Below are 23,972 nucleotides of genomic sequence, written 5' to 3' on the forward strand. Positions count from 1 at the left end.
TGGTTGCATCACGGAGAAAGCCATCGCTCAGGCCAAAGTAAGTCCGCGGGTGTCTACGACGCGCTTGTGCGCGAGCTGAGCGAGGCTGAGCGTCCCAAACTGTCTGTGATCGACGAGCAGGACGACGACATCGCAGTGCTTGAGCGCCGTCTCTGCGGTCACCAGCTTGACACCGAGCCGCTGCAGTGCTTCGGGAGGCGCATCGATGTGCGGCTCGACCGCGACCACCGTTCCGGGATGACGTTCCGCGAGCACTTGCGCGATCTCCAGAGCGGGGCTCTCGCGGAGATCGTCGATATTGGCCTTGAACGCGAGGCCGAAGCACGCGATCCGGACATTGACCACATCGATGCCCTTTTCCGCGGCGATCGAAAGGGCTGCCTCACTGACCTGATCGATCACCCAGAGGGGCTTGTCATCGTTGACATGACGCGCAGTGCGAATCAGGCGCGCTTCAGCGGGGCTGCTGTGAACGATAAACCAAGGGTCTACAGCGATGCAGTGGCCGCCGACGCCGGGGCCGGGTTGGAGAACATTGACGCGCGGATGACGGTTCGCCAGCTTGATCAGTTCCCATACGTTGATGCCGAGCCTGTTGCAAATGATCGAAAGTTCATTGGCGAAGGCAATATTGACGTCCCGAAAAGAGTTCTCAGTCAGCTTGCACATCTCGGCAGTGCGCGCGTTCGTCACCAGCAGTTCGCCCTTGACGAAGGTACGGTAGAGCGCCACGGCTCGCTCCGAGCAGCGTGGGGTGAGTCCCCCGACGATGCGATCATTCTCGACCAGTTCGCGCACCACGTGGCCTGGCAGTACGCGCTCCGGGCAGTACGCAACATTGATGTCGACGTCGCCGGCGCCGTCGACCGGGAATCGAAGATCGGGGCGCGCGTCTGCGAGCCACTGAACCATCTGTTCGGTCGTTCCTACCGGGGAAGTCGACTCCAGGACCACGAGATTGCCCTTGCGTAGCACCGGCGCGATCGATTCGGCGGCAGACCTGACGTAGCTGACGTCAGGCTCGTGATCTCCCTTGAAAGGGGTCGGCACGGCGATCAGGAAGGCATCGGCAGCTTCCGGGTGCGTCGTCGCGCGCAACCATCCTTGAGTGACTGCGCTATGGACGATCATGTCCAGTTCCGGCTCGACGATATGGATGCGGCCCTGGTTGATTGTGTCGACGGCGTGGGCGTTGATGTCGACGCCGATCACCTTGGTGCGACGCGCGGCGAACATCGCGGCCGTCGGCAGTCCGATGTAGCCCAGCCCGATCATCGATACGGTTGTGAAGGTTTCGGGTGAGTTCATGGTGTTCGGCGGAAAGACGTCTCAGATGGGCTGCGAAGCGAGCATTTGTGCAATGCGCTCGCAGGCATGGCCGTCGCCGTAGGGGTTGTGAGCGAAGCTCATGCGCTCGTACTCAGTGCGATCGTCCAGAAGCAGCGAGACACCGTCGACGATGGATCGGGTGCACGTACCGACCAGGCGCACGGTGCCCGCCTCCACCGCTTCGGGGCGCTCGGTGGTGTCGCGCATCACGAGGACCGGTTTGCCGAGTGACGGTGCTTCTTCCTGGATACCGCCGGAGTCGGTGAGGATCACGGTGGCGCGGTTCATCAGGTAAACAAAGGGCAGGTAGTCCAGCGGCTCGATGAGATGCACGTTGCCAATGCCACTGAGCAGGCGCTGCACCGGTTCACGCACATTGGGATTCAGGTGCACGGGATAGACCAGTTGCAGGTCTTCGTACCTTCGGGCCAGCGAGGCCAAGGCCTCGCAAATGCGTTCGAAGCCGTCACCGAAATTTTCGCGGCGATGCCCGGTGATGAGGAGCATCCGGCCATCGTCTCGCAGAAACGAGAACTGTCTCGCAAACCCGCCCCCCAGCGATGGCGTGCTCTCCAGCTTGTGCTGCACGGTGAGCAGGGCGTCGATGACGGTGTTGCCGGTCACCACGATCCGGTCCGGCGCGACGTTCTCTCGCAGCAGGTTGTCGCGCGCCGCGGGGGTCGGAGCGAAGTGGAGGCGAGCTAAGCTGGCCGTGAGCTTGCGATTGGCTTCTTCCGGCCAGGGCGAGTAGAGGTTGCCGGTGCGCAATCCGGCCTCCACGTGACCGACCGGAATCCGCTGGTAGAACGCTGCCAGCGAGGCGGCGAAGGTGGTCGTGGTGTCACCATGGACCAGTACCATGTCTGGCCGCTCTGCCTCGTAGACCCGCCGTGTTGCCTGCAGTACCTCGCTCGTGATCGAGAAGAGATCCTGTCCGGGCCGCATGACGTTCAAGTCGTGGTGGGGCTCGATCTCGAACAACTCCAGCACCTGGTCGAGCATCTGCCGGTGCTGCGCGGTCACGCAAACACGGCTGTAGATGCCAGGCGTGGCCTCGAGCCGCTTCACCAGCGGCGCCATCTTGATGGCTTCGGGGCGGGTCCCGAAGACGGTCAGTATTCGTTTCATTCTTCTTGGGGATGCGGCAATCGGCGCCCGCCCATCATGGAGAGTGAGCGGTTCTGATCGCGGACGACAGCAAGCTACAGATCGAGTAACACCTTCGCCGCGATCGCAATCTGGTAGATGATCTGCGTAATGCCACGCGTCAACTCCACGCTCTTGGTCTCGATCTTCGGCAGCACCATGATCTCGTCGCCTGGCTGCAGTGCTGCACGCCTGCCCTCGGCAATGCTGCCGTCCTGGCGCAAGACGATGAGCTTGGCTTCGTCGGCGCCCTGGGTGTAGCCACCGGCGCGGTTGATGTAATCGGTGGCATTGGCCCGGCTGTCGTAGACCAGCGCGTTCGGAAACAACACCTCGCCGCTCACCAGCACCAGGTTGCTGCGTTCGGGCACGCGAATGATGTCGCCATCCTCGAGCAGGGTGTCGCCGGCCGCCGTTCCCTGCGCCAGGATCACCTGCCCGCGAGGCTCGATCTTGCGGGCCCGTTCGATGAACTCCAGGATCTGCTGACCCTCGCGGCCGCGGAGCGCGGCTTCCTCGCTGGTGGCCGAGCGTGCGGTGAGCGCATAGGTTTCCAGGCTGCGCAGCGAGGACTCCATGAGTTCCTTCTGCCGTGCCGCCACTGAGCGCCGGAACAACTGCAGCGCTTCGACCCGAGCCTGCGGCGCCGGTTTCAAGCGGGCGAGCGCATCCTTCAGGTGGGCGCCATAGGGCAGCACGAGCGTCCGTTCGCCGAGGTGCGCGCCATCGATGCGCACGAGGATCGTGCCGGGGTACTTGTCCGACGTGACGGTGACTTCATCGCCGTCATGGATGGTGATCCTTGAAGCTTCAGCCAGCGCATGGTATTCGCTGCGAAGCTCGGCGCCTACCTTGCGCACGATGCTCAAGTGCGTGGCGGCGGGGCGCGGGCGGGCCACCGCCAACAGCTCGCTGCCGCTGACCTGGGCCTGGCCGAACTCGAAGATGTAGGGGTTGAGCACTTCCCCGGCCACCTGCACGGTGTGTTTCCGTGGCGATGCGACGATGGTGTCGCCGTCTTGCAGTTGGAGCGGCGCAATCTGCCCGTCGAGCAGGAAGCGGTAGAGATTGACCTTGGCTCGCGGCTGCCCGCCGCGCAGCACGTCCACCTCGAGGTAGCTGCCGCGGTCGGGATCGATGCCGCCCGCACGGTCCAGGTAGGCGAGCACGGAGTCCGACGAAAGGCCGCTGTAGAGCCCCGGCGCCCTCACGAAGCCCGTGACGTAGATCTTGACGGGCTGGGCGGCTTCGAGGGTGGCATACAGGCCGACGTTGGAGCGGAAGGTGCGCTTGACCTGGGCCTCGATCTGCTTGTTCAGGTCGACATTGCGCACGCCGAGCACGCTGATCGGGCCGACGTTGGGGATGAACACGTTGCCCTGGGCGTCGACTGCTTGAGCGGCTTCATAGTTGAAGGCGCCCCACATACGGATGTGGATGCGGTCACCCACCGCGATCTGGTAGTCGGGGTTGAAGCCGGTGAAGGCCTGGCCACCGAAGCGGCCGGTGAAGATCTGCGAGCCGAAGACGATGGGCTTCAGTGCCGTGTAGGGATCCGGCGGCAAGGGCCCCCCTGGCGGCAGCGGCGCACTGGCCGGCGCAGACGCCGCCGCAGCCGGCTGCGCAGGACGTACGAAAGCAGGTATCTCGGTGAGCCCTCGCGGGCCCAGATTCAACGGATCGTTGAAGGTCTGCTGGGCGCGTGCGGGTCCGTGCATGCCCATGGTTGCCAGCACCAGAGCCAGCATGCCTGCCGCCCGCACGAGCGCAGCCCTCATCGACAGAGAGGCTGGACCGCTGTAGTTCATTGATTGATCTTTGTGCATGAGCGGTCTCAGTCAAGATGCTCGCGTATCGTTGCGATCACGAGCCGAACGATGCCGTAGAGCAGCAGGCTCACGACAAGCAGCGTCACCAGGTTGTAAATGCGTCGCGGGTAGATGGCCGTCTCGGGCAAGGAGGGCGGTTCGATGACGACCAGGCTCTTGATCTTGCGGGCGGCGTCGATCCGCGAGTTCTCCACCGATGCCAGCGCCACCTTGTAGGAGTCTTCGGCAAAGCCGGCCTGCAGGATCAGCTCCTGGAAGTCGGCCGCTAGTCGGTTCAGGCGCTCCCCGCTGCGCCCGGATGTGGCGCGAAGGCGCTCCACTTCGAGCTGCGCGCGCGCAGCGTCCAGTTGGCTGCGAAGCGCCTTGACCTGGTAGCTGTTGCTATTGAGGTAGGTCAGTGCGTTGCGCAGTTCGGTTTCCTGGCGCGCCAGCCCTGCTTGCAACTCTGCCGTGAGCGTGCCGCTGGCCTGTGCCTGCGCCACCGGATCCAGCAGCTTGTGCTTGGTCTGGAAGGCGAGCACATCGGCCTTGGCCTTCTGCAGCCGCATAGCAGCACGCTCGAGTTCCGTCTCGGAGAAACCCATCTGCTCACGCGCCATGCGCTGCGAGAAGGCATTCACGAAACGCTCACTGTCCTCCAGGATGGCTGCGTTCAGCTTCTGTGCAAACTCCGGTTTGAAGCCCTGCACGCGGACCGTGAGCAGTGAGGTCAGGTCGTCGAAGTGAACCTCAATGCGGTTGCGGTAGTAGTCGAGAAACTCTTCCTGGCTGTGACCCCCGTAAAGCCGGAACACCAGGTCTGCCTTCTCTGCCTCGTAGTGCGCCCGCAAACCCAACTGTGCGTCGAGCCGCTTCAACAGATCCAGCGAGTGGATGTACTGCTGCAGGTAAAGCGTTTCTTCGCGAGACGGCGGGTTGACACCGGCTAGCATCAGCGCGATCCCTGGAACGGGAGACTGCTCCTGGTTGGCTTGGCGTACCGTGATGATGGATTCGCTGACATAACGGTCGGCTGCGACTAAGCCGTAATACAGCGCCGCCAGCACCAAGGGCAACGCGATCAACAGCAGCTTCAGGCGTCGCGGATTGAGTGCCAACAATTGATTCATGCGGTGGCTTCAGTCTGGGTCGATGGATGGGCTTCGGGGGAAGGAGTAGCCGGAGCGGTGCTTGATACCAGAGCAGCAAGGCGAGCCGCTCGCGCGGCGCGCCTTGCTCTGGCAGCCCGACGGAGCGCAGCATTGTCGACCGGGCCCTGGTAGGCCAGGATGCCAGCCTCCACGTCCTCATAAAGGGTTGCGACGCCATCCTTGATCAGCACGACGACGTCACACCATTCGCGGATGTCCACCATGTTGTGCGACACGAGGATGAGCTTCGAACGCTCTAGTCGATTGCGAAACGCCACCTGGCACTTTGCGCGGAACTGTGCATCGCCGACGGCCATCACTTCATCAATCAAGTAATAGTCGAAGTCGAAGGCCATGCTCAGTCCGAAAGCTAGGCGTGAGCGCATGCCGGAGGAGTACGACTTGACCGGCAGGTCGAAGTACTCGCCGATCTCGGCAAAGGCCTCGACCTCGGCGATCTTCGACTGCATGGATTGGCCTACGGCACCGTAGACACGGCAGACGAAGCGCACGTTATCCCGGCCACTCAAGGTACCTTGCATGCCGCCGGCAAGACCCACGGGCCAGGAAACGTTGACGTCGCTGATCACGCTGCCCTGATCGGGTGCGTCGATGCCGCCGAGCAGTCGCATCAGCGTCGACTTGCCAGCGCCATTGGGGCCGATCAGGCCGATGCTGGCATCGTCTGGAAACCGAAAGCTCAGGTCGCGGAAGACATAGCGCCGTCCGTGCGGCGTCGGGTAGGACTTGGTGACGTGGCGCAGCTCGATCATCGGGATCACTCAACGGGACAGGAGCCGCCGACGGCGCACTCGGTACAGCGCCAGGCTCAGTGCCAGCGTCGCGAGGGCCAGCCCGGCCGGATAGGAAAGGTCGACCTGTTCGAGGACCCGATAGTTCTCGACGAAGTCCCCACGGTGAACTTCGACCAAGTGCAGTAGCGGGTTCCACAGCAGCCACGGCAGGAACTCGGCTGGTAGCGAATGCAAGGGAAAGATCACGCCGGACACGAAGTACAAGGGCATGAACACCAGGCGGACGAAGATCCGGAGCTGCGGCCAGTCATCGGTCAGCACGGCCAGCATCAGCCCCAGGCCGAAGCCGAAGACGATCAGCACCGTGCTCGCGACGGCGAGGTGCAGTGGGCGGTCCGGAAACCACTGAAAACCCGCCCAACCCAGTGCCACGAGGAACACGACGAATAGCACGCTGTAGATCAGCACCTCCATGCCGGCGCGCGCTGTCAGCACGTCGATCGGCTTTACCTGGCGGTAGCCGAACAGTCCACGGCTGCCGTCCAGTGCACTCATCAGCCGCAGTGTGAGATTGCGGAACATGAGGTACGGAATCAGGCCAGTCACCAGAAACAGTGGAAACGGCATGCCCGGCACGACGCGGTGGCGCAAGTACCCGAACAGCAGCATCAGGATCACGACATGGGCCAGCGGCTCGAAGAGCGTCCAGATCCCGCCCAGCCAGCGGCCACCGAAGCGCGCCTTCAGGTCGCGCTGGAGCAACGCGAACAGCACGGCGCGCTGGATCTGCCAGGGCGTGCGTTTGCCTGGCGCCGCAGAGGCCGTCAGCGCGGTATTCAAGAGCGCGACTCCTCGTCATTCAGTTCATGGCGCAAGGCGGCGATCGTCTTCTGCAACTGCTCGAACTCGGCTTCCTTGCGCGACAGAAAGCGCCGGGTCAGGCGAAGCTTTTCTCGCAGCCCGGCCGGCGTCAGCAGATAGGCATACGCCAGTTTGCGATCACTGCGCCTGAAGTTGCTCGCCTTGACCAGGCCGCGGTCCAACAAAGCGCGCAGCAGGTAGTGCGTTTTCCCCAGGCTCAGCCCGAGTGCCGCGGACAGTTCACGCTGGGAGAGCGCAGGTTGCCGCTCCAGGACGCGCAGGACTTGCAGGTGTGCCGCATCCGCATCAGGTGCGTTGACGGCAATGACGTGGGACATGCTGGGCTTGTTCACGGGGTGAACGTTGAGTGTAGCCGTGCACCAAAACCGGTCGACCCACACCACCGATGAGGTTTCGCCGGGGCCTGCGTGTCGGTCGCAGCCGCCGTCATTCCCGGTAGTCGTAGGCTTGGAAGCCTGCCCGCCGAACCAGATTGTCGCGTTGGGCTGCAGCGTAATCGGCCTCGACCATCTCCCGCACCAGTTCCGGCAACGTCGTGGTCGGTTGCCAGCCCAGCTTGGCCTTGGCCTTGCTGGGGTCGCCCAGCAGCGTCTCGACCTCCGTGGGCCGGAAGTAACGCGGATCGACCCGCACGATCACATCGCCGACCTTGCAATGCGCGCGTGCGCCGTCCACCGCCGTGACAGTGCCGATCTCCTGCTCGCCCTGGCCGGTGAAGGCGATCCGGATGCCGAGCTCGGCTGCGGCGAGCTCGACGAACTGTCTCACGCTGTACTGCACGCCGGTGGCGATGACAAAGTCCTCCGGCTGAGGCTGTTGCAGCATCAGCCACTGCATCTCGACGTAGTCGCGGGCGTGACCCCAGTCGCGCAGCGAACTCAGGTTGCCCAGGTACAGGCAATCCTGCAGCCCCAGGGCGATGCGGGCCACTGCTCGCGTGATCTTGCGGGTGACGAAGGTCTCGCCGCGCAGCGGGCTCTCGTGGTTGAACAGGATGCCGTTGCAGGCATACAGGCCGTAGGCCTCGCGGTAGTTCACGGTGATCCAGTAGGCGTACATCTTCGCCACGGCATACGGGCTGCGCGGGTAGAACGGCGTGGTTTCCTTCTGCGGGGTCTCCTGGACCAGCCCGTAGAGTTCGCTGGTGCTGGCCTGGTAGAAGCGCGTCTTCTTCTCGAGCCCGAGGATGCGGATCGCTTCCAGCAGACGCAGGGTGCCGATGCCGTCGGCGTTGGCGGTGTACTCCGGCGTCTCGAAGCTGACCGCCACGTGGCTCATGGCCGCGAGGTTGTAGATCTCGTCGGGCTGCACCTGCTGGATGATGCGGATGAGATTGGTGCTGTCCGTCAGGTCGCCGTAGTGCAGCGCGAAGCGCTGGTGGTCCACGTGAGGATCCTGGTACAGGTGGTCGATGCGGTCGGTGTTGAACAGGCTGGCGCGCCGCTTGATGCCATGCACCTCGTAGCCCTTGTCGAGCAGCAGCTCGGCCAGGTAGGCGCCGTCCTGACCCGTCACGCCGGTGATCAATGCAGTCTTCTTGTGGTCGTCGGCCATGTCGATCATCCCAGGGTTCATTCAGCGCGCGCGAACGGTGCCGCCGCGTAGGCGAGGCGGAGCCCCGCCTCGAGCGGAACCTTCGCGCGCCATCCAAGCGCCGCGAGGCGCGAGACATCCAGCAGCTTGCGCGGCGTGCCGTCGGGCTTGCTGCTGTCGAAGACGATGCGGCCCTCGAAGCCCACCACGTGCATCACCGTCTCGGCGAGTTCGCGGATGGTGAGGTCCGCTCCGCAGCCCACGTTGACGATCGGGCCGTCGTAGCCCAGTTCCATCAGGTGGACACAGGCGTCGGCCAGGTCGTCGACATACAGGAACTCGCGCCGCGGCGTCCCGCTGCCCCAGACCACGAGTTCGCTGTCGCCCCGCAGCCTGGCCTCGTGCGCCTTGCGCAGCAAGGCCGGCAGCACATGGCTGGTCGCCAGGTCGTAGTTGTCGTTGGGGCCGTACAGGTTGGTCGGCATCGCGCTGACGTACTGGCGACCGTACTGGCGGTTGTAGCTTTCGCACAGCTTGATGCCGGCGATCTTGGCGATCGCATACGGTTCGTTCGTCGCTTCGAGCGGGCCGGTCAGAAGATAGTCCTCGCGGATCGGCTGCGGGCAGTCGCGCGGATAGATGCAGCTCGAGCCGAGGAAGAGCAGTCGCTGCACGCCGGCGAGGTGGGCTCCGTGGATGAGGTTGGCTTCGATCAGGAGGTTCTCGTACAGGAAGTCGGCGCGGGACCGGTCGTTGGCGGCGATGCCGCCGACCTTGGCCGCAGCCACCACGCAGTGCTCGGGTCGGTGTTCTGCGAGGAACGCGTGGACGGCTCGCTGGTCGAGCAGGTTCAGTTGTTCGCGCGAGGCCGTCAGGACGCTGGTGTATCCCGCAGCCTGCAGTCGGCGCAGGAGCGCGGATCCCACCATGCCGCGGTGGCCGGCAACGAAGATGCGGGTGCTCTTGTTCATGAACCTGCTGCTGTAGGGTGTCTGGGGTCAGTCGAAGACCAGCGCTTCCGCGAGTGCGGGCGCTCGGGCGTCTCGGGCCGAAAGTGTAGGGGCGCTGCTCATCCGAGGCCACTCGATGCCGATGTCCGGATCGTTCCAGCGCACCGAGCCTTCGGTTCCAGGGGCGTAGTAGCTCGTCGTCTTGTACAAGACCTCGGCAGTCTCGCTGAGCGCAAGAAAGCCGTGCGCGAATCCCGGTGGGATCCAGATCTGCTGTGGCTTCTCGGCGTCCAGCTCGACGCCGAACCAGCGCCGGAAGTTCGGGCTGCTGCGGCGCACATCGACGACGACGTCGAATACCCGGCCAGCGATCACCCGCACCAGCTTGCCCTGGGCACACGGCGGCAACTGGTAATGCAGGCCGCGCAGCACCCCGCGCTGCGAGCGGGAGTGGACGTCCAGCACGAAGTTCGCGGCGTCACCCACTGTCGCTTCGAACACTCGCTGGTTGAAGCTTTCCACGACGAATCCGCGTGCGTCACGAACGACTTCGGCCTCGAGCAACAAGACCTCGGGCAAGGACGTGGGGCTCACTCTCATCAGTAGACCCTCTCCCGCAGCACGCGCAGCAGGTATTGGCCATAGCCGCTCCTCAGCATCGGAGAGGCCAGCGCCTCGAGTTGTTCGGCGCTGATCCAGCCTGCACGGAAAGCCACTTCCTCGGGACAGGCCACCTTCAGGCCCTGGCGCTTCTCGAGCGTGGCGATGAATTGGCCTGCATCGAGCAGGCTGTCGTGGGTGCCGGTGTCGAGCCAGGCGTAGCCTCGGCCCATGATTTCCACGTCGAGCCGGCCCTCGCGCAGGTAGTGCGTGTTGACGTCGGTGATCTCCAGCTCTCCGCGTGCGCTCGGCTTCAACCCGGCAACGATGTCGCAGACCTGCGCGTCGTAGAAGTACAGGCCGGTCACGGCGTAGCTGCTCTTTGGCGCGCGCGGCTTCTCCTCGATGCTGATCGCCCGGCGTTGTGCGTCGAACTCGACCACGCCGTAGCGCTCCGGATCCTGCACGTGATAGGCGAAGACGGTGGCTCCGGCGGGCCGCGATGTGGCACGGGCCAGCAGGGGCTGGAGGTCGTGGCCATGGAAGAGGTTGTCGCCGAGCACCAACGCACTCGGCGCGCCGTCGATGAAGTCGCGCCCGAGTACGAAGGCCTGCGCCAAGCCGTCCGGGCTGGGCTGCACGCAGTAGCTGATGGTCAGGCCCCAGCGCGCACCGTTGCCGAGCAGCGCCTCGAAGCAAGGTCGGTCCTGCGGGGTGCTGATGACGAGGATGTCGCGGATGCCCGCCAGCATCAGCGTGGTGAGGGGGTAGTACACCATCGGCTTGTCGTACACCGGCAGAAGCTGCTTGCTGACGGCCAGCGTTGCCGGGTGCAGCCGGGTGCCGGATCCGCCGGCGAGGATGATGCCTTTTCGTTGCATGGCGTTCTGCGGAGCGGTCAACGGGCTCCGTGCTCCAGCACTTCGATCAGCAGGCGCTCGACGCCCTCCTGCCAGGGCGGAAGACACAGACCGAAGCAGGCTTGCAGCTTGCGGGTGTCGAGGCGCGAGTTGAGCGGTCGCCGAGCGCGTGTCGGGAAGGCGCTGGTGGGGACCGGACGGATGGCGTCGGCCGCCACTTTCAGCGGATGACCTCGCGCGCGTGCCTGCTCGACGACGAAGCGGGCGTAGCCATGCCGACTGGCTTCGCCGCTGCCGGTCACATGGTAGGTGCCGGCGAGCGAGGGCTGCCGTTGAACCGACCGCAGGGCGTGCGCGGTGACGTCGGCCAGCAGGTCGGCGCCGGTGGGGGCCCCGATCTGGTCGTCGACGATCTCGAGGTGCTCGCGCTCGGCGGCCAGGTGCAGCAGGGTCTTCGCGAAATTGCTGCCATGCGCCGAATGAACCCAGCTGGTGCGCAGGATCAGGTGGTGGCAGCCGCTGGCGCGGATCGCCTGTTCTCCATCGAGCTTGGTCGCGCCGTAGACATTGAGCGGCGCGGTCGGCGCGCTTTCGTCACGCGGCGCGCTGCCGGAGCCGTCGAACACGTAGTCGGTGCTGAAGTGCACCAGCGTTGCACCCAACGTCGCCGCCTCGTGGGCCAGTGCCGCAGGCGCGATCACGTTGACGGCGTGTGCAAGTGCGGCTTCGCTTTCGGCCCGGTCGACGTCGGTGTAGGCCGCCGCGTTCACGATGATGTCGGGTCGCAGGGCGCGCACCGTTGCCTTCATCGCGTCGGGCTGGCTGAAGTCGGCCTTGAACGTCGTGCTGCTGTCGCGGTCGAGCGCGATCAGTTCGCCCAGGGGCGCCAGCGCGCGCTGAAGCTCCCAGCCCACCTGGCCGTTCTTGCCGAGCAACAAGATCCTCATGCGGGGCCGGCGGTTCGCGTCGCGTAGTTCTGCGCCACCCAGTCGCGGTAGCTGCCGCTTTGTACCTCGCGCACCCAGTCGGCATGTGTCAGGTACCACTCGACCGTCTTGCGAATGCCTGTCTCGAAGGTCTCGGCGGGCCGCCACCCCAATTCCCGTCCGATCTTGCGGGCGTCGATCGCATAGCGTCGGTCATGACCGGGGCGATCGGTGACGAAGCGGATCAGTCGGTCGTTAGAGCCGAGGGGATCCGGTCGCAACTCATCGAGCAGGTTGCACACGCACCGTACGGTGTCGATGTTGGCGCTTTCGTTCCACCCACCGATGTTGTAGACCTCGCCGACACGCCCGCGTTCGAGCACGGTGCGGATGGCGCTGCAGTGGTCGCCGACATACAGCCAGTCGCGGACCTGCAGACCGTCGCCATAGACCGGCAGCGCCTTGCCGGCGAGCGCGTTGACGATCGTCAGCGGGATCAGCTTCTCGGGGAATTGATAGGGCCCGTAGTTGTTCGAGCAGTTGGTCGTCACCACGGGCAGGTCGTACGTGCGATGCCAGGCGCGGGCGAGGTGATCGCTGGCGGCCTTGCTGGCCGCATAGGGACTGCTCGGATCGTAGCAATGTGTTTCGGTGAAGGCCGGTGCTTCGGGCTCGAGCGAGCCGAAGACTTCGTCGGTGCTCACGTGCAGAAAACGGAACGCTTCCCGTTCGGCAGCGGCCAGCCCGGACCAGTGAGCGCGCACAGCTTCCAGTAGCACGAATGTGCCTTCGACATTGCTGCGCAGGAAGGCCCCCGGGCCGTGGATCGAGCGGTCGACATGACTTTCCGCGGCGAGATGGACGATGGCCCGGGGCCGGTGTTCCGCCAGCAGTTGGTCGATCAGCGGCCGGTCGCAGATGTCGCCGCGCACGAAGACGTGACGGGTGTTGCCTTGCAACGAGGCGAGGTTGCGCAGGTTGCCGGAATACGAGAGGACGTCGAGATTGACGACCGGTTCGTCGGTCGAGGCGATCCAGTCGAGAACGAAGTTGCTGCCGATGAAACCGGCACCGCCGGTCACGAGGATCATTGGCGATCCGAGGCGACTCCGTCCGCTCTGCCGTAGGTGTCGGAGAAGCGCACGATGTCGTCCTCGCCCAGATAGCTGCCGGACTGCACTTCGATGATCTCGAGGGGAATCGAACCCGGGTTGGCTAGGCGGTGCACCTCGCCGAGCGGGATGTAGGTGCTCTGGTTCTCGGTCAGCAGCTTCTTGCTTTCGCCGCAGGTCACTTCCGCGGTGCCGGAGACGACGATCCAGTGTTCGGCGCGGTGGTGGTGCATCTGCAGGCTCAGCGTGGCGCCGGGCTTGACCAGGATGCGCTTGACCTGAAAACGACTGCCGGAGTCCACGCTGTCGTACCAGCCCCAGGGGCGGTGGACGCGCCGATGCAGCGTGCCCTCGCTGCGGCCGTCGCGCTGAAGCTGGGCGACGATCTGCTTGACCTGCTGGCTGCGCGACCGGTCGGTCACGAGCACCGCGTCCGGCGTCTCGACGATGATCACGTCGTCGAGACCGATCGCACCGACCAGCCGGCTCGTCGCGTGAACCAGCGTGTTGCGGCTGTCCTCGATCAACGCATCGCCATGCGATGCGTTGCCATGGGCGTCGCGGTCGCTGACCTGCCACACCGCGTCCCACGCTCCGAGGTCGCTCCAACCGGCGTCGAGCGGCACCATCTTCACGCTGAATCCGCTGGCCGCGTCGGCCGGGCAGGGCTCCATCACCGCGTAGTCGATCGATTCGCCGGGGATGGCGGCAAAGGCGGCCTTGTCGGGACGCACGAAGCTGGCGTCGGTGCTGCGGCCGGCCCACGCGGCCTCGGTGGCCTGGGCGATGTCGGGCCGGAAATGAGCCATTGCGGCGAGCCACACGGAGGCCCGCAACACGAACATGCCGCTGTTCCACGCGTAGCCGCCGTCGGCGAGGTAGCGCTCGGCGGTGGCCCGATCGGGCTTCTCGACGAAGGCCTTGACGCGCCGGACTGTGTCGGCGCCTTCGCTGTGGATGTAGCCGAAGCCGGTCTCCGGGCGGTCGGGCACGATGCCGAGCGTGACGAGGCTGCCGTCCGCCGCGGCGTCCACGGCCTGCCGAAGTGCACGCGTGAAGGCCGGGCCGTCGGTCACGGTCTGGTCGGCCGGGGTGACCACGAGGATGCTGTCGTCTCCGTGGGCCGCAAGACTCGCCAGTGCCGCCAGGGTGAGTGCGGGGGCCGTGTTGCGGCCGGTCGGCTCGAGCAGCAGCGTCGCCTGGGTGCTGCCGATCTCGCGCAACTGCTCCAGCAACATGAAGCGGTGCTCCTCGTTGCCGACCACCAGCGGCGATGCGACGGTCGTCTGCGCGTCGGCCAGGGCCGCGAGCCGCTGGCAGGCCTGCTGGAGCAGCGTCGACGTGCCGGACAGGGCCAGGAACTGCTTCGGGTAGAGCGCTCGGCTGAGCGGCCAGAGCCGCGTGCCGGAGCCGCCGGCGAGCACGACGGGCGTGATGTGATGCATGGTGGCAATGATGAGGAGGTACCGCGGTCTCACTATAGCGGTGCGCCTCGCGGCGTCCGGCCGACCGCGCTCGGTAAACTGCCTCGATGCTTCTGTTTCTCTGCGCGCTTGCCGTGTCGGCCATCCTGACCCTGCTGGTCGTCCGTTCGAATCGCACGCACGCCCGGTTCTCTGCCGATCCCGACCTGAGCGGCCCGCAGAAATTCCATGCGCGCTCCGTGCCGAGGGTGGGCGGGATCGGCATCGTCGGAGGACTGGTGTTCACGGCCGCCTTGCTGTGGTGGATGCGTGGCGGCGAACCCGCGCACTACGCCGTCTGGCTGCTGCTGTGCGGCGTGCCCGCCTTCGCAGCGGGCCTGGCCGAGGACGTGACCAAGCGCGTCTCGGCCGCCTGGCGGCTGCTTGCGACAGCGGCGGCGGCGCTGCTGGGTGTGCTGCTGCTCGGGGCGACGATCACGCGCACGGACCTGTGGGGGTTGGACTGGATCGCGTCCTACACGCTCGGCGCCGCCTTTCTTGCGATCTTCACCGTGACGGGCATCGCAAACGCCATCAACATCATCGACGGCTTCAACGGGCTGGCGTCGATGTGCGTGATGATGATGCTGCTGGCCATCACCTACGTGGCCAATCAGGTGGGAGACAGCACGATCGCGCTGCTGGCGCTGGCCGGTGCCGGGGCCGTGCTGGGCTTCTTCGTCTGGAACTACCCGGCCGGGCTGATCTTCCTGGGCGACGGCGGGGCCTATTTCCTGGGTTTCTATCTGTCCGAGCTCAGCATCCTGCTGCTGCATCGCAATCCGCAGGTCTCCCCGCTGTTCCCGCTGCTGATGGCCATCTACCCGGTGTTCGAGACGCTGTTCTCGATGTACCGGCGCCGGGTGGTCCGGGGGCGTGGCGTGGGCATCCCCGACGGCGTGCACCTGCACAGCCTGATCTACCGGCGCCTGCTGCGCTGGGCCGTGGGCAGCCGCGATGCGGCTGCGCTCACGCGCCGCAATTCGATGACCGCGCCCTATCTGTGGCTGCTGTGCATGCTGGCGGTGGCGCCCAGCGTGCTGTTCTGGGACAACTCGCAGATCCTGGGCATCTTCATCCTGTTGTTCGGTCTGTCCTATACCGTGTTGTACGGGATGATCGTGCGCTTCAAGGCCCCACGCTGGCTGGTCCTGAGACGCTGAAACGCGGCTGGCCGATAATGTCGGCCAATGCAAGACGATCTCACGATGGCGTCACCGGCCCTGCCGGCCGAGGCGCCGCCCGCCCGTTTCGACACGCTCGCGCTCGATCCGAAGCTGCTGCGCGCGGTGGCCGACTCCGGTTATCTGCTCATGACGCCGATCCAGGCCAAGGCGATCCCACTCGTGCTGGCCGGCCGCGACGTCATGGGCGCCGCGCAGACCGGCACCGGCAAGACGGCTGCCTTCTCGCTGCCGCTGCTGCAGAAGATGCTCAAGCACGAGAGCAGCAGCACCTCGCCGGCCCGCCACCCGGTGCGGGCCCTCGTGCTGGCTCCGACGCGTGAACTGGCGGACCAGGTCGCCAACAGCGTCAAGACTTACTCCAAGCACACGCAGCTGCGCGCTACGGTCGTGTTCGGCGGCATCGACATGAAGCCGCAGACGGCCGAGCTCAAGCGGGGCGTCGAGGTGCTGATCGCCACGCCGGGGCGGCTGCTCGACCACATCGAGGCCAAGAACTGCTCGCTCAGCCAGGTCGAGTACGTGGTGCTCGACGAGGCCGACCGCATGCTCGACATCGGTTTCCTGCCTGACCTGCAGCGCATCTTGAGCTACCTGCCCAAGACCCGGCAGACGCTCCTGTTCTCGGCCACCTTCTCGCCCGAGATCAAGAAGCTGGCCAACAGCTATCTGCAGGACCCGATCCTGGTCGAGACGGCGCGACCCAATGCCACCGCGTCGACGGTCGAGCAGCGGTTCTACCGCGTCGAGGACGACGACAAGCGCAACGCCGTGAAGCAGCTGCTGCGCACGCGTGCCATCACGCAGAGCATCGTCTTCGTCAATTCCAAGCTGGGCGCGGCGCGCCTGGCGCGCGCCTTCGAGCGTGACGGCCTGCGCACCCAGGCCCTGCACGGCGACAAGTCGCAGGACGAGCGCCTGAAGGCCCTGGCCTCATTCAAGGCCGGCGAGGTGGATCTGCTGGTGGCCACCGACGTGGCGGCGCGCGGCCTCGACATCGCCGACCTGCCGGCGGTGTTCAATTTCGACGTGCCCTTCAATGCCGAGGACTACGTGCACCGCATCGGCCGCACGGGCCGCGCCGGGGCCTCGGGTCTGGCGATCACGCTGGTGTCGCGCGACGACGCCCGGTTGGTGTCCGACATCGAGAAGCTGATCAAGAAGAAGCTCGACATCGAGGCGCTCGAGATCGAGGACGACCGTCCTCGCCGTGCGCCGCGGCGCGACGAGGGCGAGCGAGACAGCGCGCGCGAGGACGACGGACGCCGGAGCAGCGCCGCCCCCGCCGGTGATCGCCCGGCCCCGGCGCCCCGGCGCCACGCCCCGGCGGCACCATCCGACCCGTTCTTCAGCAAACCCTACGAAGCCCAGGCCGGCATCGAGCCGGTGTGGGAGAAGTCGGCCGCCCAGGCCTCGACGCCCACCGGCGGGCTGTCGCGCTACATCAAGGCCAAGAAACGCGTGGCATCCTTGCTGGGCGGCAAGTAAGGCGGCGATCAGCCGGCCAGCAGGGCGAACACGGCCGGCACGTCGGCCGGCAGCTCCACGGGGCGCTGACGCCACTGCGCCACCCTCGCGCTGCGGGTCCAGCCGCCCGACAGCGTCAGTCCGCAGCTCACGCTGAGCCAGGTTTCCGGCGCGAGCGCGCCGAGCAGCGCCCGCAGCAGCGCGCCATTGCGGTACGGCGTCTCGATCATCAGCTGCGTCTGGCCGAGGCGGCGCGACAGCGCTTCCAGCTCCTTCACGCGTTGTGCCTGTGCACTGGCCTCCTGCGGCACATAGCCGACGAAGGCGAAGCTCTGACCGTTCAGGCCGCTTGCGGCGAGTGCCAGCAGCAGCGAGTTCGGGCCGGGCAGGGGCTGCACGCTCACGTCGAGCGCATGGGCCGCCGCCACCAGCGCGGCGCCGGGGTCGGCGACGGCCGGCAGACCGGCTTCGCTGATCAGCCCGATGTCGTGACCGTCGAGCGCCGGTGCCAGCAGGGCACGCAGGTCGGCCGGCTCGGCCGCTTGGCGGCCCTTCGGCGGACGCGGCAGCTCACGGATCTCGAGCGCCTGCAGCGGCTGCGCCAGCGGCGTGATGGCGTCCACCCGCTTCAGGAAGGCGCGGGTCGACTTGGCGTTCTCGCACACCCAGTGCCGCAGCCGGGCCGCCGTGTCGATCACGCCTTGCGGCAACACCTGGCGCAGATCGGGCGGGGGCGCATCGCCGGCCAGCGTCCCGAGGTCCAGGGTGTTCGGGACCAGGATCAGCCGACCCTTCATCCGCGGCCCCACAACAGCACGTCGAGCCCGGCCTCACGCAGCAGCCGGGCGGTGGCGATCAGCGGCAGGCCGACCAGCGCGGTCGGGTCGTCGGACTCGATCGCGTCGAGCAGCGCGATCCCCAGGCCTTCCGACTTGGCGCTGCCGGCGCAGTCGTAGGGCTGCTCGGCGCGCAGGTAGGCCTCGATCTCGGCATCGCCCAGCGTCCTGAAGCGCACCGTCACCGGCACGCGCAGCAGGCGCTCGAAGCCGGTGGCCGGGCGCACCACCGCCAGCGCGGTCTGGAACACGACGGTGCGCCCGCTCATCGAGCGCAGTTGTTCGACGGCGCGTTCGTGATGGCCCGGCTTGCCGACCGGCGTGCCGTCGAGGTCGGCCACCTGGTCGGAGCCGATCACGACCGCGTCGGCATGGCGTGCCGCCACCTCGCGCGCCTTGGCGAGCGCCAGTCGTTCGGCCAGCGCGACAGGGGTTTCGCCGGCAAGCGGTGTCTCGTCGACGCGCGGTCCGTCCACCTCGAAGGGCACGCGCAGGCGCGCCAGCAGTTCGCGCCGGTAGCGCGAGGTCGATCCGAGGATCAGGCGAGGGGGCGGCAAGGCGGAGGGCATGGGCGCCATTGTCGGGGCGGCGCATAAACTCCGGGCGCGATGAAGCCGAGTGAACAGAACCCCTTGCGACTGAACGTCGCCAGCCTGGCGGCCGAGGGCGCCAGCTTGTCGGGCGCCTGGCCGTTGATGTCGCTGACGCGCCTGGCGGCGAGCGCCCATGCCGATGCACCGCCGGCCGCCGGCGACGAAGTCGGGTGGTCGGCCCGTGGCGAACAGCGCCAACGCGCCGGCAGCAGCCCGGAGATCTGGATGCATCTGCAGGCCCGGACCACGCTTCGGCTCCAGTGCCAACGGTGCCTGGCGCCGGTCGAGGTCCCGCTGCACTGCGACCGATGGTTCCGGTTCGTGGCGACCGAGAACGCCGCCGCGGCCCTCGATGCCGAAAGCGAGGACGACGTGCTCGAACTGACCCGTGCGCTGGACCTGCGTGAACTCGTCGAGGACGAGTTCCTGCTGTCGCTGCCGGTGGTGCCGCGGCACGAACGTTGTCCCGAGCCGCTGGTCGTTCCCGGCGACGTGCTGGCCGCTGAATCCATGGAGGAGCCCGCGAAGGAAAACCCGTTCGCCGTGCTCCAGGCACTCAAGACGCGCAAGGCCGGCCACTGACCCGGGCCGGCGTTCCGGGTATACTCGCGGGCTGTTTTATATTTCTGCCGGGATTGCCCGACATGAAAGCTGCCGGCGCATGGCGCTCCGGCATGGACCATCCGCCAAGGTGCTCCGGTCGATCCGGAGGTGCCACGGCAGCGCCCGGCGGCCCGACCGCCGGGCACGCAAGACCCAGGAGCCCCTCATGGCCGTTCAACAGAACAAGAAGTCCCCGTCGAAGCGCGGCATGCACCGCTCGCACAACGCCCTGAACACCCCGGGCCTGGCGATCGAGCCGACCACCGGTGAAACCCACCTGCGCCACCACATCAGCGCGACCGGTTTCTACCGCGGCCGCAAGGTGCTGAAGACCAAGGCGGATGCCTGAATCGGTGCGGCCCGGTGCCTCGTGCGGCCGGGCAGCGTCATCCAGCTTCGCAACGCGCCCGGCATGCCTGACTGAAGGCGGCCGGGCGTTGTCGTTGGTTCGGCGGCAACGTGCAGGCGCGGCCTCGCGCGTCGCTTGCCACCGTTCCGCGCAAGGCTTAGCGTGTCGCCTGTGATACGGCCAAGACCCGCTTCCGCCCCGTCGACACCATGAACGCCCCGCTCGCTTCTGCTGCCGAGGCTCGGTCTGCCACGGTGCGCCTGGCCGTCGACTGCATGGGCGGCGACCACGGCCCGTCGGTCACGCTGCCGGCCTGTCAGGCTTTCCTGGCGGCCCACCCCGGCGCCGAGCTGCTGCTCGTCGGGCGCCCCGAGGCGCTGGCCCCGGCGGCCAAGTGGGAGCGCTGCACCCTGGTGCCGGCGAGCGAGGTGGTCGAGATGGACGATCCCGTCGAGGTGGCGCTGCGGCGCAAGCGCGATTCGTCCTTGCGCGTTGCGATCAGCCAGGTCAAGCCGGTCGACGGCGTGGCGGCGGCGCAGGCCTGCGTCTCGGCGGGCAACACCGGGGCGCTGATGGCGGTGGCGCGCTACGTGCTCAAGACGCTCGACGGCATCGACCGTCCGGCGATCGCCACGGTGATGCCGAACCAGCTCGACGGCCACACCACCGTGCTGGACCTCGGCGCCAACGTCGACTGCACCGCCGAGCACCTGCTGCAGTTCGCGGTGATGGGTAGCGCGCTGGTGGCCGCGGTCGAGGGCAAGGCGAACCCGAGCGTCGGCCTGCTCAACATCGGCGAAGAGGCGATCAAGGGCAGCGAGACCATCAAGCGCGCCGGCGAACTGCTGCGCGCCGCCGCCGCCGGCGGCCAGCTCAACTTCGTCGGCAACGTCGAGGGCAACGACATCTTCACCGGCCGTACCGACATCGTCGTGTGCGACGGCTTCGTCGGCAACGTCGCGCTGAAGACGGCCGAAGGCCTGGCCTCGATGCTGTCGAGCTTCATCCGCCAGGAGTTCACCCGCACCTGGTACAGCAAGCTGGCGGCCCTGGTGGCGTTGCCGGTGCTCAGGCACTTCAAGAACCGGGTCGATCACCGCCGCTACAACGGCGCGGCGTTGCTCGGCCTGCGCGGGCTGGTGTTCAAGAGCCACGGTTCGGCCGATGCCTTTGCTTTCGAGCAGGCACTGAACCGGGCTTATGATGCCGCGCGAAACCGACTGCTCGATCGGGTCCACGACCGCATCAGCGCGACCCTCCAGGCCTTGCCGGCCGATGCGGGCGCGCCGGCCGGTCCGGTGCCCGAAGCCGCATGACCCAATCCGCCCCTTCCCTTCCTCGCTACGCGCGCATCACCGGCACCGGCAGCTACCTGCCGCCGCGTCGCCTGACCAACGACCAGCTCGCCGCCGAGCTGGCCCAGAGCGGCGTCGAGACTTCCGATGAATGGATCGTCGAGCGCACCGGTATCCGCGCGCGCCATTTCGCGGCCGCCGACGTGGCCTGCAGCGACCTGGCCGTCGAGGCGGCGCGCCATGCGCTCGAGGCCGCGGGTCGGCAGGCCGGCGAGATCGACCTGATCATCGTGGCGACGTCGACGCCGGACATGATCTTCCCGTCGACGGCGTGCATCGTTCAGCACAAGCTGGGTGCCGCAGGCTGCCCGGCCTTCGACCTGCAGGCGGTGTGCTCCGGCTTCGTGTACGCGCTCGCGGTGGCCGACTCGATGATCCGCACCGGTGCGGCGAACCGGGCGCTGGTGATCGGCTCCGAGGTGTTCTCCCGCATCCTCGATTTCAAGGATCGCACCACCTGCGTGCTGTTCGGTGACGGTGCCGGCGCCGTGGTGCTGGAAGCCAGCGACACGCCGGGCATCCTCGCCACCGAACTGCATGCCGACGGCAGCCACGTAGGCATCCTGTGCGTACCGGGCACGGTCGCCGGCGGCCACGTCACCGGCGATCCGCTGCTGAAGATGGACGGACAGGCAGTGTTCAAGCTCGCCGTCCGGGTGCTCGACGAAGCGGCGCGCGCGGTACTGGCCAAGGCCGGCCGCCAGGAGAGCGACGTCGACTGGCTGATTCCGCACCAGGCCAACATCCGCATCATGCAGGGCACGGCCAAGAAGCTGAAGCTGCCGCTGGAGAAGCTGGTCGTGACCGTCGACGAACATGGCAACACGTCGGCCGCCTCGGTGCCGCTGGCGCTGGACCACGCGGTGCGCCGCGGCCAGGTCAAGCCGGGCGACACGGTGATGCTCGAGGGCGTGGGTGGCGGCTTCACCTGGGGCGCGGTGCTGCTCGACCTGTGATCGCTGCCGGGCCTGCCCGGGCGCGAAGAAACAAGAAGATTGGGAAGTTCTCGATGTCCGCATTCGCATTTGTCTTTCCCGGCCAGGGCTCGCAGTCCGTCGGCATGCTCGATGCCTGGGGCGATCACCCGGTCGTGGGCGAGACCCTGGCCGAGGCTTCGCAGGCGCTCGGCGAGGACCTGGCCGCGCTGATCCGGTCGGGCCCGAAGGAGGCGCTGGACCTCACCGCCAACACCCAGCCGGTCATGTTGGCGGCCAGCATTGCCTGCTACCGCGCCTGGCTGGCCGAGACCGGCCGGCCGCCGGCGGTGGTGGCCGGCCACTCGCTCGGGGAGTACAGCGCGCTGGTCGCAGCCGGCGTGCTGAGCCTGGCCGACGCGGTGCCGCTGGTTCGCCTGCGGGCCCAGGCGATGCAGGACGCGGTGCCGGTCGGTGCCGGCGCCATGGCCGCCATCCTCGGGCTGGATGCCGAGGCGGTGCGCGCGGGATGCGCTGAGGCCGAGGCGGCGACCGGCGAGTCGGTGCAGGCGGCCAACTACAACGACCCGAAGCAGACCGTGATCTCCGGCAGCAAGCTCGCCGTCGACAAGGCCTGCGAGCTGCTGAAGGCCGCCGGCGCCAAGCGGGCGCTCCCGCTGGCGGTGTCGGCGCCGTTCCATTCGAGCCTGATGAAGCCTGCCGCCGAGCGCCTGCGTCAGCGTCTTGTCGCCGTGGCGCTGGCCGTACCGGCCATCCCGGTGCTGAACAACATCGACGTCGCCGTCGAGTCCGAGCCGGCGGCCATCCGCGACGCGCTCTACCGCCAGGCCTTCGGCCCGGTGCGCTGGGTGGAAACCGTGCAGGCGCTCAAGGCCCGCGGCGTGACCACCGTCGTGGAGTGTGGCCCGGGCAAGGTGCTGGCCGGTCTGGTGAAACGGGTCGATGCCGAACTGGCCGCGCTGAACATCTTCGATCCGTCCAGCCTGGCCGAGACGAAAGGAGCTCTGGCATGAGCGCGGACGCTTCGGTGACGACGCAGGTGGCCCTGGTGACGGGCGCGAGCCGCGGCATCGGCCGCGCGATCGCAACCACGCTGGCCGAGCACGGCTTCAAGGTCGTTGGCACGGCGACCAGCGAGTCCGGCGCGGTGGCGATCGGCACGGCGCTGGCCCCCCACGGCGGGCGCGGGCTGGTGCTGAACGTGAACGACGGCGCGGCGCTCGAGGCGGCGGTCGACGCCATCGTCAAGCAGGACGGCGGCCTGCACGTGCTGGTCAACAACGCCGGCATCACGCGCGACACGCTGTCGATGCGCATGAAGGACGACGATTGGGACGCGGTGCTCGATACCAACCTGAAGGCCGTGTTCCGCGCCAGCCGGGCGGTGATCCGGCCGATGATGAAGCAGCGCTACGGCCGCATCGTCAACATCACCTCGGTGGTGGGAGCGAGCGGCAATCCGGGCCAGGCCAACTACGCTGCGGCGAAGGCCGGCGTCGCCGGCATGACGCGCTCGCTGGCCCGTGAACTGGGCAGCCGGGGCATCACGGTCAACTGCGTGGCGCCGGGTTTCATCGCGACCGACATGACCGACGGACTGCCCGAGGCGCAGAAGGCCGCGCTGCTGGCGCAGATCCCGCTGGGGCGCCTGGGCGCGCCGGAGGAGATCGCCGATGCGGTGGCCTTCCTGGCATCGAGACAGGCCGGCTACATCACGGGCACCGAACTGCACGTCAACGGCGGCATGTTCATGAACTGAGTGTTGAACAGAGCGCGGTGCGACCCGTCGCCCCGGGGTCGCGCCGCTGCGCCGGAGCTGTCACGCCGGAGCAACTAGAATCACGGGCTGTTTTTGCAAACTCTCCTTGGAGGAGTCATGAGCGACATCGAAGCACGCGTCAAGAAGATCATCGCCGAGCAACTCGGCGTGGCCGAAGGCGAGGTCACCAATGAAAAAGCCTTCGTCGCCGATCTGGGCGCGGATTCGCTGGACACCGTGGAACTGGTGATGGCACTCGAGGACGAGTTCAGCATCGAGATCCCCGATGAAGAGGCGGAGAAGATCACGACCGTGCAGCTCGCGATCGACTACGCCAAGAGTCACGCCAAGGCCTGACGGCCTCGGTTTCCGTTTC

Annotated in this window: 25 protein-coding genes; 9 read left to right on the forward strand and 16 right to left on the reverse strand. The window is 67.0% G+C overall.

Annotation, left to right across the window (positions count from 1 at the left end; translation table 11 throughout):
• Positions 1 to 27 precede the first annotated feature (27 nt).
• From wecC to ASC67_RS18115, 14 genes are all read right to left on the reverse strand, one after another.
• Positions 28 to 1,308, reverse strand: coding sequence for a UDP-N-acetyl-D-mannosamine dehydrogenase (wecC, locus tag ASC67_RS18050; RefSeq protein ID WP_056325049.1), 1,281 nt, complete (start codon positions 1,306 to 1,308; stop codon positions 28 to 30).
• Positions 1,309 to 1,329: 21 nt separating this feature from the next.
• Positions 1,330 to 2,457 (reverse strand): non-hydrolyzing UDP-N-acetylglucosamine 2-epimerase, encoded by a 1,128-nt coding sequence (wecB, locus tag ASC67_RS18055; protein ID WP_056325053.1) that lies wholly within the window; start codon positions 2,455 to 2,457, stop codon positions 1,330 to 1,332.
• Between the two features lie 74 nt (positions 2,458 to 2,531).
• On the reverse strand, positions 2,532 to 4,253 hold the full coding sequence (locus ASC67_RS18060) for a polysaccharide biosynthesis/export family protein (protein ID WP_056325058.1): 1,722 nt from the start codon (positions 4,251 to 4,253) through the stop codon (positions 2,532 to 2,534).
• 56 nt (positions 4,254 to 4,309) lie between these two features.
• The gene (locus ASC67_RS18065) at positions 4,310 to 5,413 is read right to left on the reverse strand and encodes a capsular biosynthesis protein (RefSeq protein ID WP_056325061.1); all 1,104 of its coding nucleotides are present in this window, start codon (positions 5,411 to 5,413) and stop codon (positions 4,310 to 4,312) included.
• Complete coding sequence (locus ASC67_RS18070) at positions 5,410 to 6,207, reverse strand: ABC transporter ATP-binding protein (RefSeq protein ID WP_082536118.1); 798 nt, start codon at positions 6,205 to 6,207, stop codon at positions 5,410 to 5,412. Before ASC67_RS18070 ends, ASC67_RS18065 begins: the two co-directional genes overlap by 4 nt.
• 9 nt (positions 6,208 to 6,216) lie before the next feature.
• Positions 6,217 to 7,029, reverse strand: coding sequence for an ABC transporter permease (locus tag ASC67_RS18075; protein WP_235566376.1), 813 nt, complete (start codon positions 7,027 to 7,029; stop codon positions 6,217 to 6,219).
• A complete protein-coding gene (locus ASC67_RS18080) occupies positions 7,026 to 7,388 on the reverse strand; it encodes a MarR family EPS-associated transcriptional regulator (RefSeq protein WP_056325064.1) in 363 nt (120 codons plus the stop codon). Before ASC67_RS18080 ends, ASC67_RS18075 begins: the two co-directional genes overlap by 4 nt.
• Positions 7,389 to 7,497: 109 nt before the next feature.
• Positions 7,498 to 8,634: a GDP-mannose 4,6-dehydratase gene (gene gmd / locus ASC67_RS18085; RefSeq protein WP_235566377.1), complete on the reverse strand. Its 1,137-nt coding sequence runs from the start codon at positions 8,632 to 8,634 to the stop codon at positions 7,498 to 7,500.
• An 8-nt stretch (positions 8,635 to 8,642) separates the two neighbouring features.
• The gene (locus ASC67_RS18090; RefSeq protein ID WP_056325069.1) at positions 8,643 to 9,575 is read right to left on the reverse strand and encodes a GDP-L-fucose synthase; all 933 of its coding nucleotides are present in this window, start codon (positions 9,573 to 9,575) and stop codon (positions 8,643 to 8,645) included.
• Between the two features lie 27 nt (positions 9,576 to 9,602).
• The gene (gene rfbC / locus ASC67_RS18095; protein ID WP_056325074.1) at positions 9,603 to 10,154 is read right to left on the reverse strand and encodes a dTDP-4-dehydrorhamnose 3,5-epimerase; all 552 of its coding nucleotides are present in this window, start codon (positions 10,152 to 10,154) and stop codon (positions 9,603 to 9,605) included.
• Positions 10,154 to 11,035, reverse strand: a complete 882-nt coding sequence (gene rfbA, locus ASC67_RS18100) for a glucose-1-phosphate thymidylyltransferase RfbA (protein ID WP_056325077.1) — start codon at positions 11,033 to 11,035, stop codon at positions 10,154 to 10,156. The genes rfbC and rfbA overlap by 1 nt, the downstream gene beginning before the upstream one ends.
• 17 nt (positions 11,036 to 11,052) lie before the next feature.
• Entirely contained in the window at positions 11,053 to 11,961 is a 909-nt protein-coding gene (gene rfbD, locus ASC67_RS18105; RefSeq protein ID WP_056325081.1) for a dTDP-4-dehydrorhamnose reductase, read from the reverse strand.
• The gene (gene rfbB, locus ASC67_RS18110; protein ID WP_056325086.1) at positions 11,958 to 13,031 is read right to left on the reverse strand and encodes a dTDP-glucose 4,6-dehydratase; all 1,074 of its coding nucleotides are present in this window, start codon (positions 13,029 to 13,031) and stop codon (positions 11,958 to 11,960) included. Before rfbB ends, rfbD begins: the two co-directional genes overlap by 4 nt.
• Positions 13,028 to 14,497, reverse strand: a complete 1,470-nt coding sequence (locus ASC67_RS18115) for a mannose-1-phosphate guanylyltransferase/mannose-6-phosphate isomerase (protein ID WP_056325088.1) — start codon at positions 14,495 to 14,497, stop codon at positions 13,028 to 13,030. The genes rfbB and ASC67_RS18115 overlap by 4 nt, the downstream gene beginning before the upstream one ends.
• Before the next feature lie 86 nt (positions 14,498 to 14,583).
• On the opposite strand from ASC67_RS18115, the gene ASC67_RS18120 reads away from it, so the two are divergent.
• Both ASC67_RS18120 and ASC67_RS18125 read left to right on the forward strand, forming a co-directional pair.
• Positions 14,584 to 15,678, forward strand: a complete 1,095-nt coding sequence (locus ASC67_RS18120; RefSeq protein ID WP_056325092.1) for a glycosyltransferase — start codon at positions 14,584 to 14,586, stop codon at positions 15,676 to 15,678.
• Positions 15,679 to 15,705: 27 nt separating this feature from the next.
• A complete protein-coding gene (locus ASC67_RS18125) occupies positions 15,706 to 17,187 on the forward strand; it encodes a DEAD/DEAH box helicase (RefSeq protein WP_056325095.1) in 1,482 nt (493 codons plus the stop codon).
• 8 nt (positions 17,188 to 17,195) lie between these two features.
• Here the strand turns inward: ASC67_RS18125 and ASC67_RS18130 are convergent, their stop codons facing one another.
• Both ASC67_RS18130 and ASC67_RS18135 read right to left on the reverse strand, forming a co-directional pair.
• Positions 17,196 to 17,963, reverse strand: coding sequence for an SAM-dependent methyltransferase (locus tag ASC67_RS18130; protein WP_056325102.1), 768 nt, complete (start codon positions 17,961 to 17,963; stop codon positions 17,196 to 17,198).
• Positions 17,960 to 18,571, reverse strand: a complete 612-nt coding sequence (locus tag ASC67_RS18135) for a Maf family nucleotide pyrophosphatase (protein WP_056325353.1) — start codon at positions 18,569 to 18,571, stop codon at positions 17,960 to 17,962. Before ASC67_RS18135 ends, ASC67_RS18130 begins: the two co-directional genes overlap by 4 nt.
• Before the next feature lie 39 nt (positions 18,572 to 18,610).
• Between ASC67_RS18135 and ASC67_RS18140 the strand changes: the two genes are divergently transcribed.
• The 7 genes from ASC67_RS18140 to acpP all read left to right on the forward strand — a co-directional run bounded on the left by ASC67_RS18140 (position 18,611) and on the right by acpP (position 23,953).
• Positions 18,611 to 19,177, forward strand: coding sequence for a DUF177 domain-containing protein (locus tag ASC67_RS18140; RefSeq protein ID WP_056325107.1), 567 nt, complete (start codon positions 18,611 to 18,613; stop codon positions 19,175 to 19,177).
• A gap of 187 nt (positions 19,178 to 19,364) precedes the next feature.
• A complete protein-coding gene (rpmF, locus tag ASC67_RS18145; RefSeq protein ID WP_011828234.1) occupies positions 19,365 to 19,547 on the forward strand; it encodes a 50S ribosomal protein L32 in 183 nt (60 codons plus the stop codon).
• A 209-nt stretch (positions 19,548 to 19,756) separates the two neighbouring features.
• Positions 19,757 to 20,863, forward strand: coding sequence for a phosphate acyltransferase PlsX (gene plsX / locus ASC67_RS18150; protein WP_056325111.1), 1,107 nt, complete (start codon positions 19,757 to 19,759; stop codon positions 20,861 to 20,863).
• Complete coding sequence (locus ASC67_RS18155) at positions 20,860 to 21,858, forward strand: beta-ketoacyl-ACP synthase III (RefSeq protein ID WP_056325114.1); 999 nt, start codon at positions 20,860 to 20,862, stop codon at positions 21,856 to 21,858. The genes plsX and ASC67_RS18155 overlap by 4 nt, the downstream gene beginning before the upstream one ends.
• Positions 21,859 to 21,911: 53 nt before the next feature.
• Entirely contained in the window at positions 21,912 to 22,850 is a 939-nt protein-coding gene (gene fabD, locus ASC67_RS18160; RefSeq protein ID WP_056325117.1) for an ACP S-malonyltransferase, read from the forward strand.
• Positions 22,847 to 23,596 (forward strand): 3-oxoacyl-ACP reductase FabG, encoded by a 750-nt coding sequence (gene fabG, locus ASC67_RS18165; protein WP_056325120.1) that lies wholly within the window; start codon positions 22,847 to 22,849, stop codon positions 23,594 to 23,596. Before fabD ends, fabG begins: the two co-directional genes overlap by 4 nt.
• 117 nt (positions 23,597 to 23,713) lie before the next feature.
• On the forward strand, positions 23,714 to 23,953 hold the full coding sequence (gene acpP / locus ASC67_RS18170; protein WP_011828239.1) for an acyl carrier protein: 240 nt from the start codon (positions 23,714 to 23,716) through the stop codon (positions 23,951 to 23,953).
• Positions 23,954 to 23,972 lie beyond the last annotated feature (19 nt).

The organism is Methylibium sp. Root1272 (assembly GCF_001425905.1).
Classification (GTDB): domain Bacteria; phylum Pseudomonadota; class Gammaproteobacteria; order Burkholderiales; family Burkholderiaceae_C; genus Methylibium.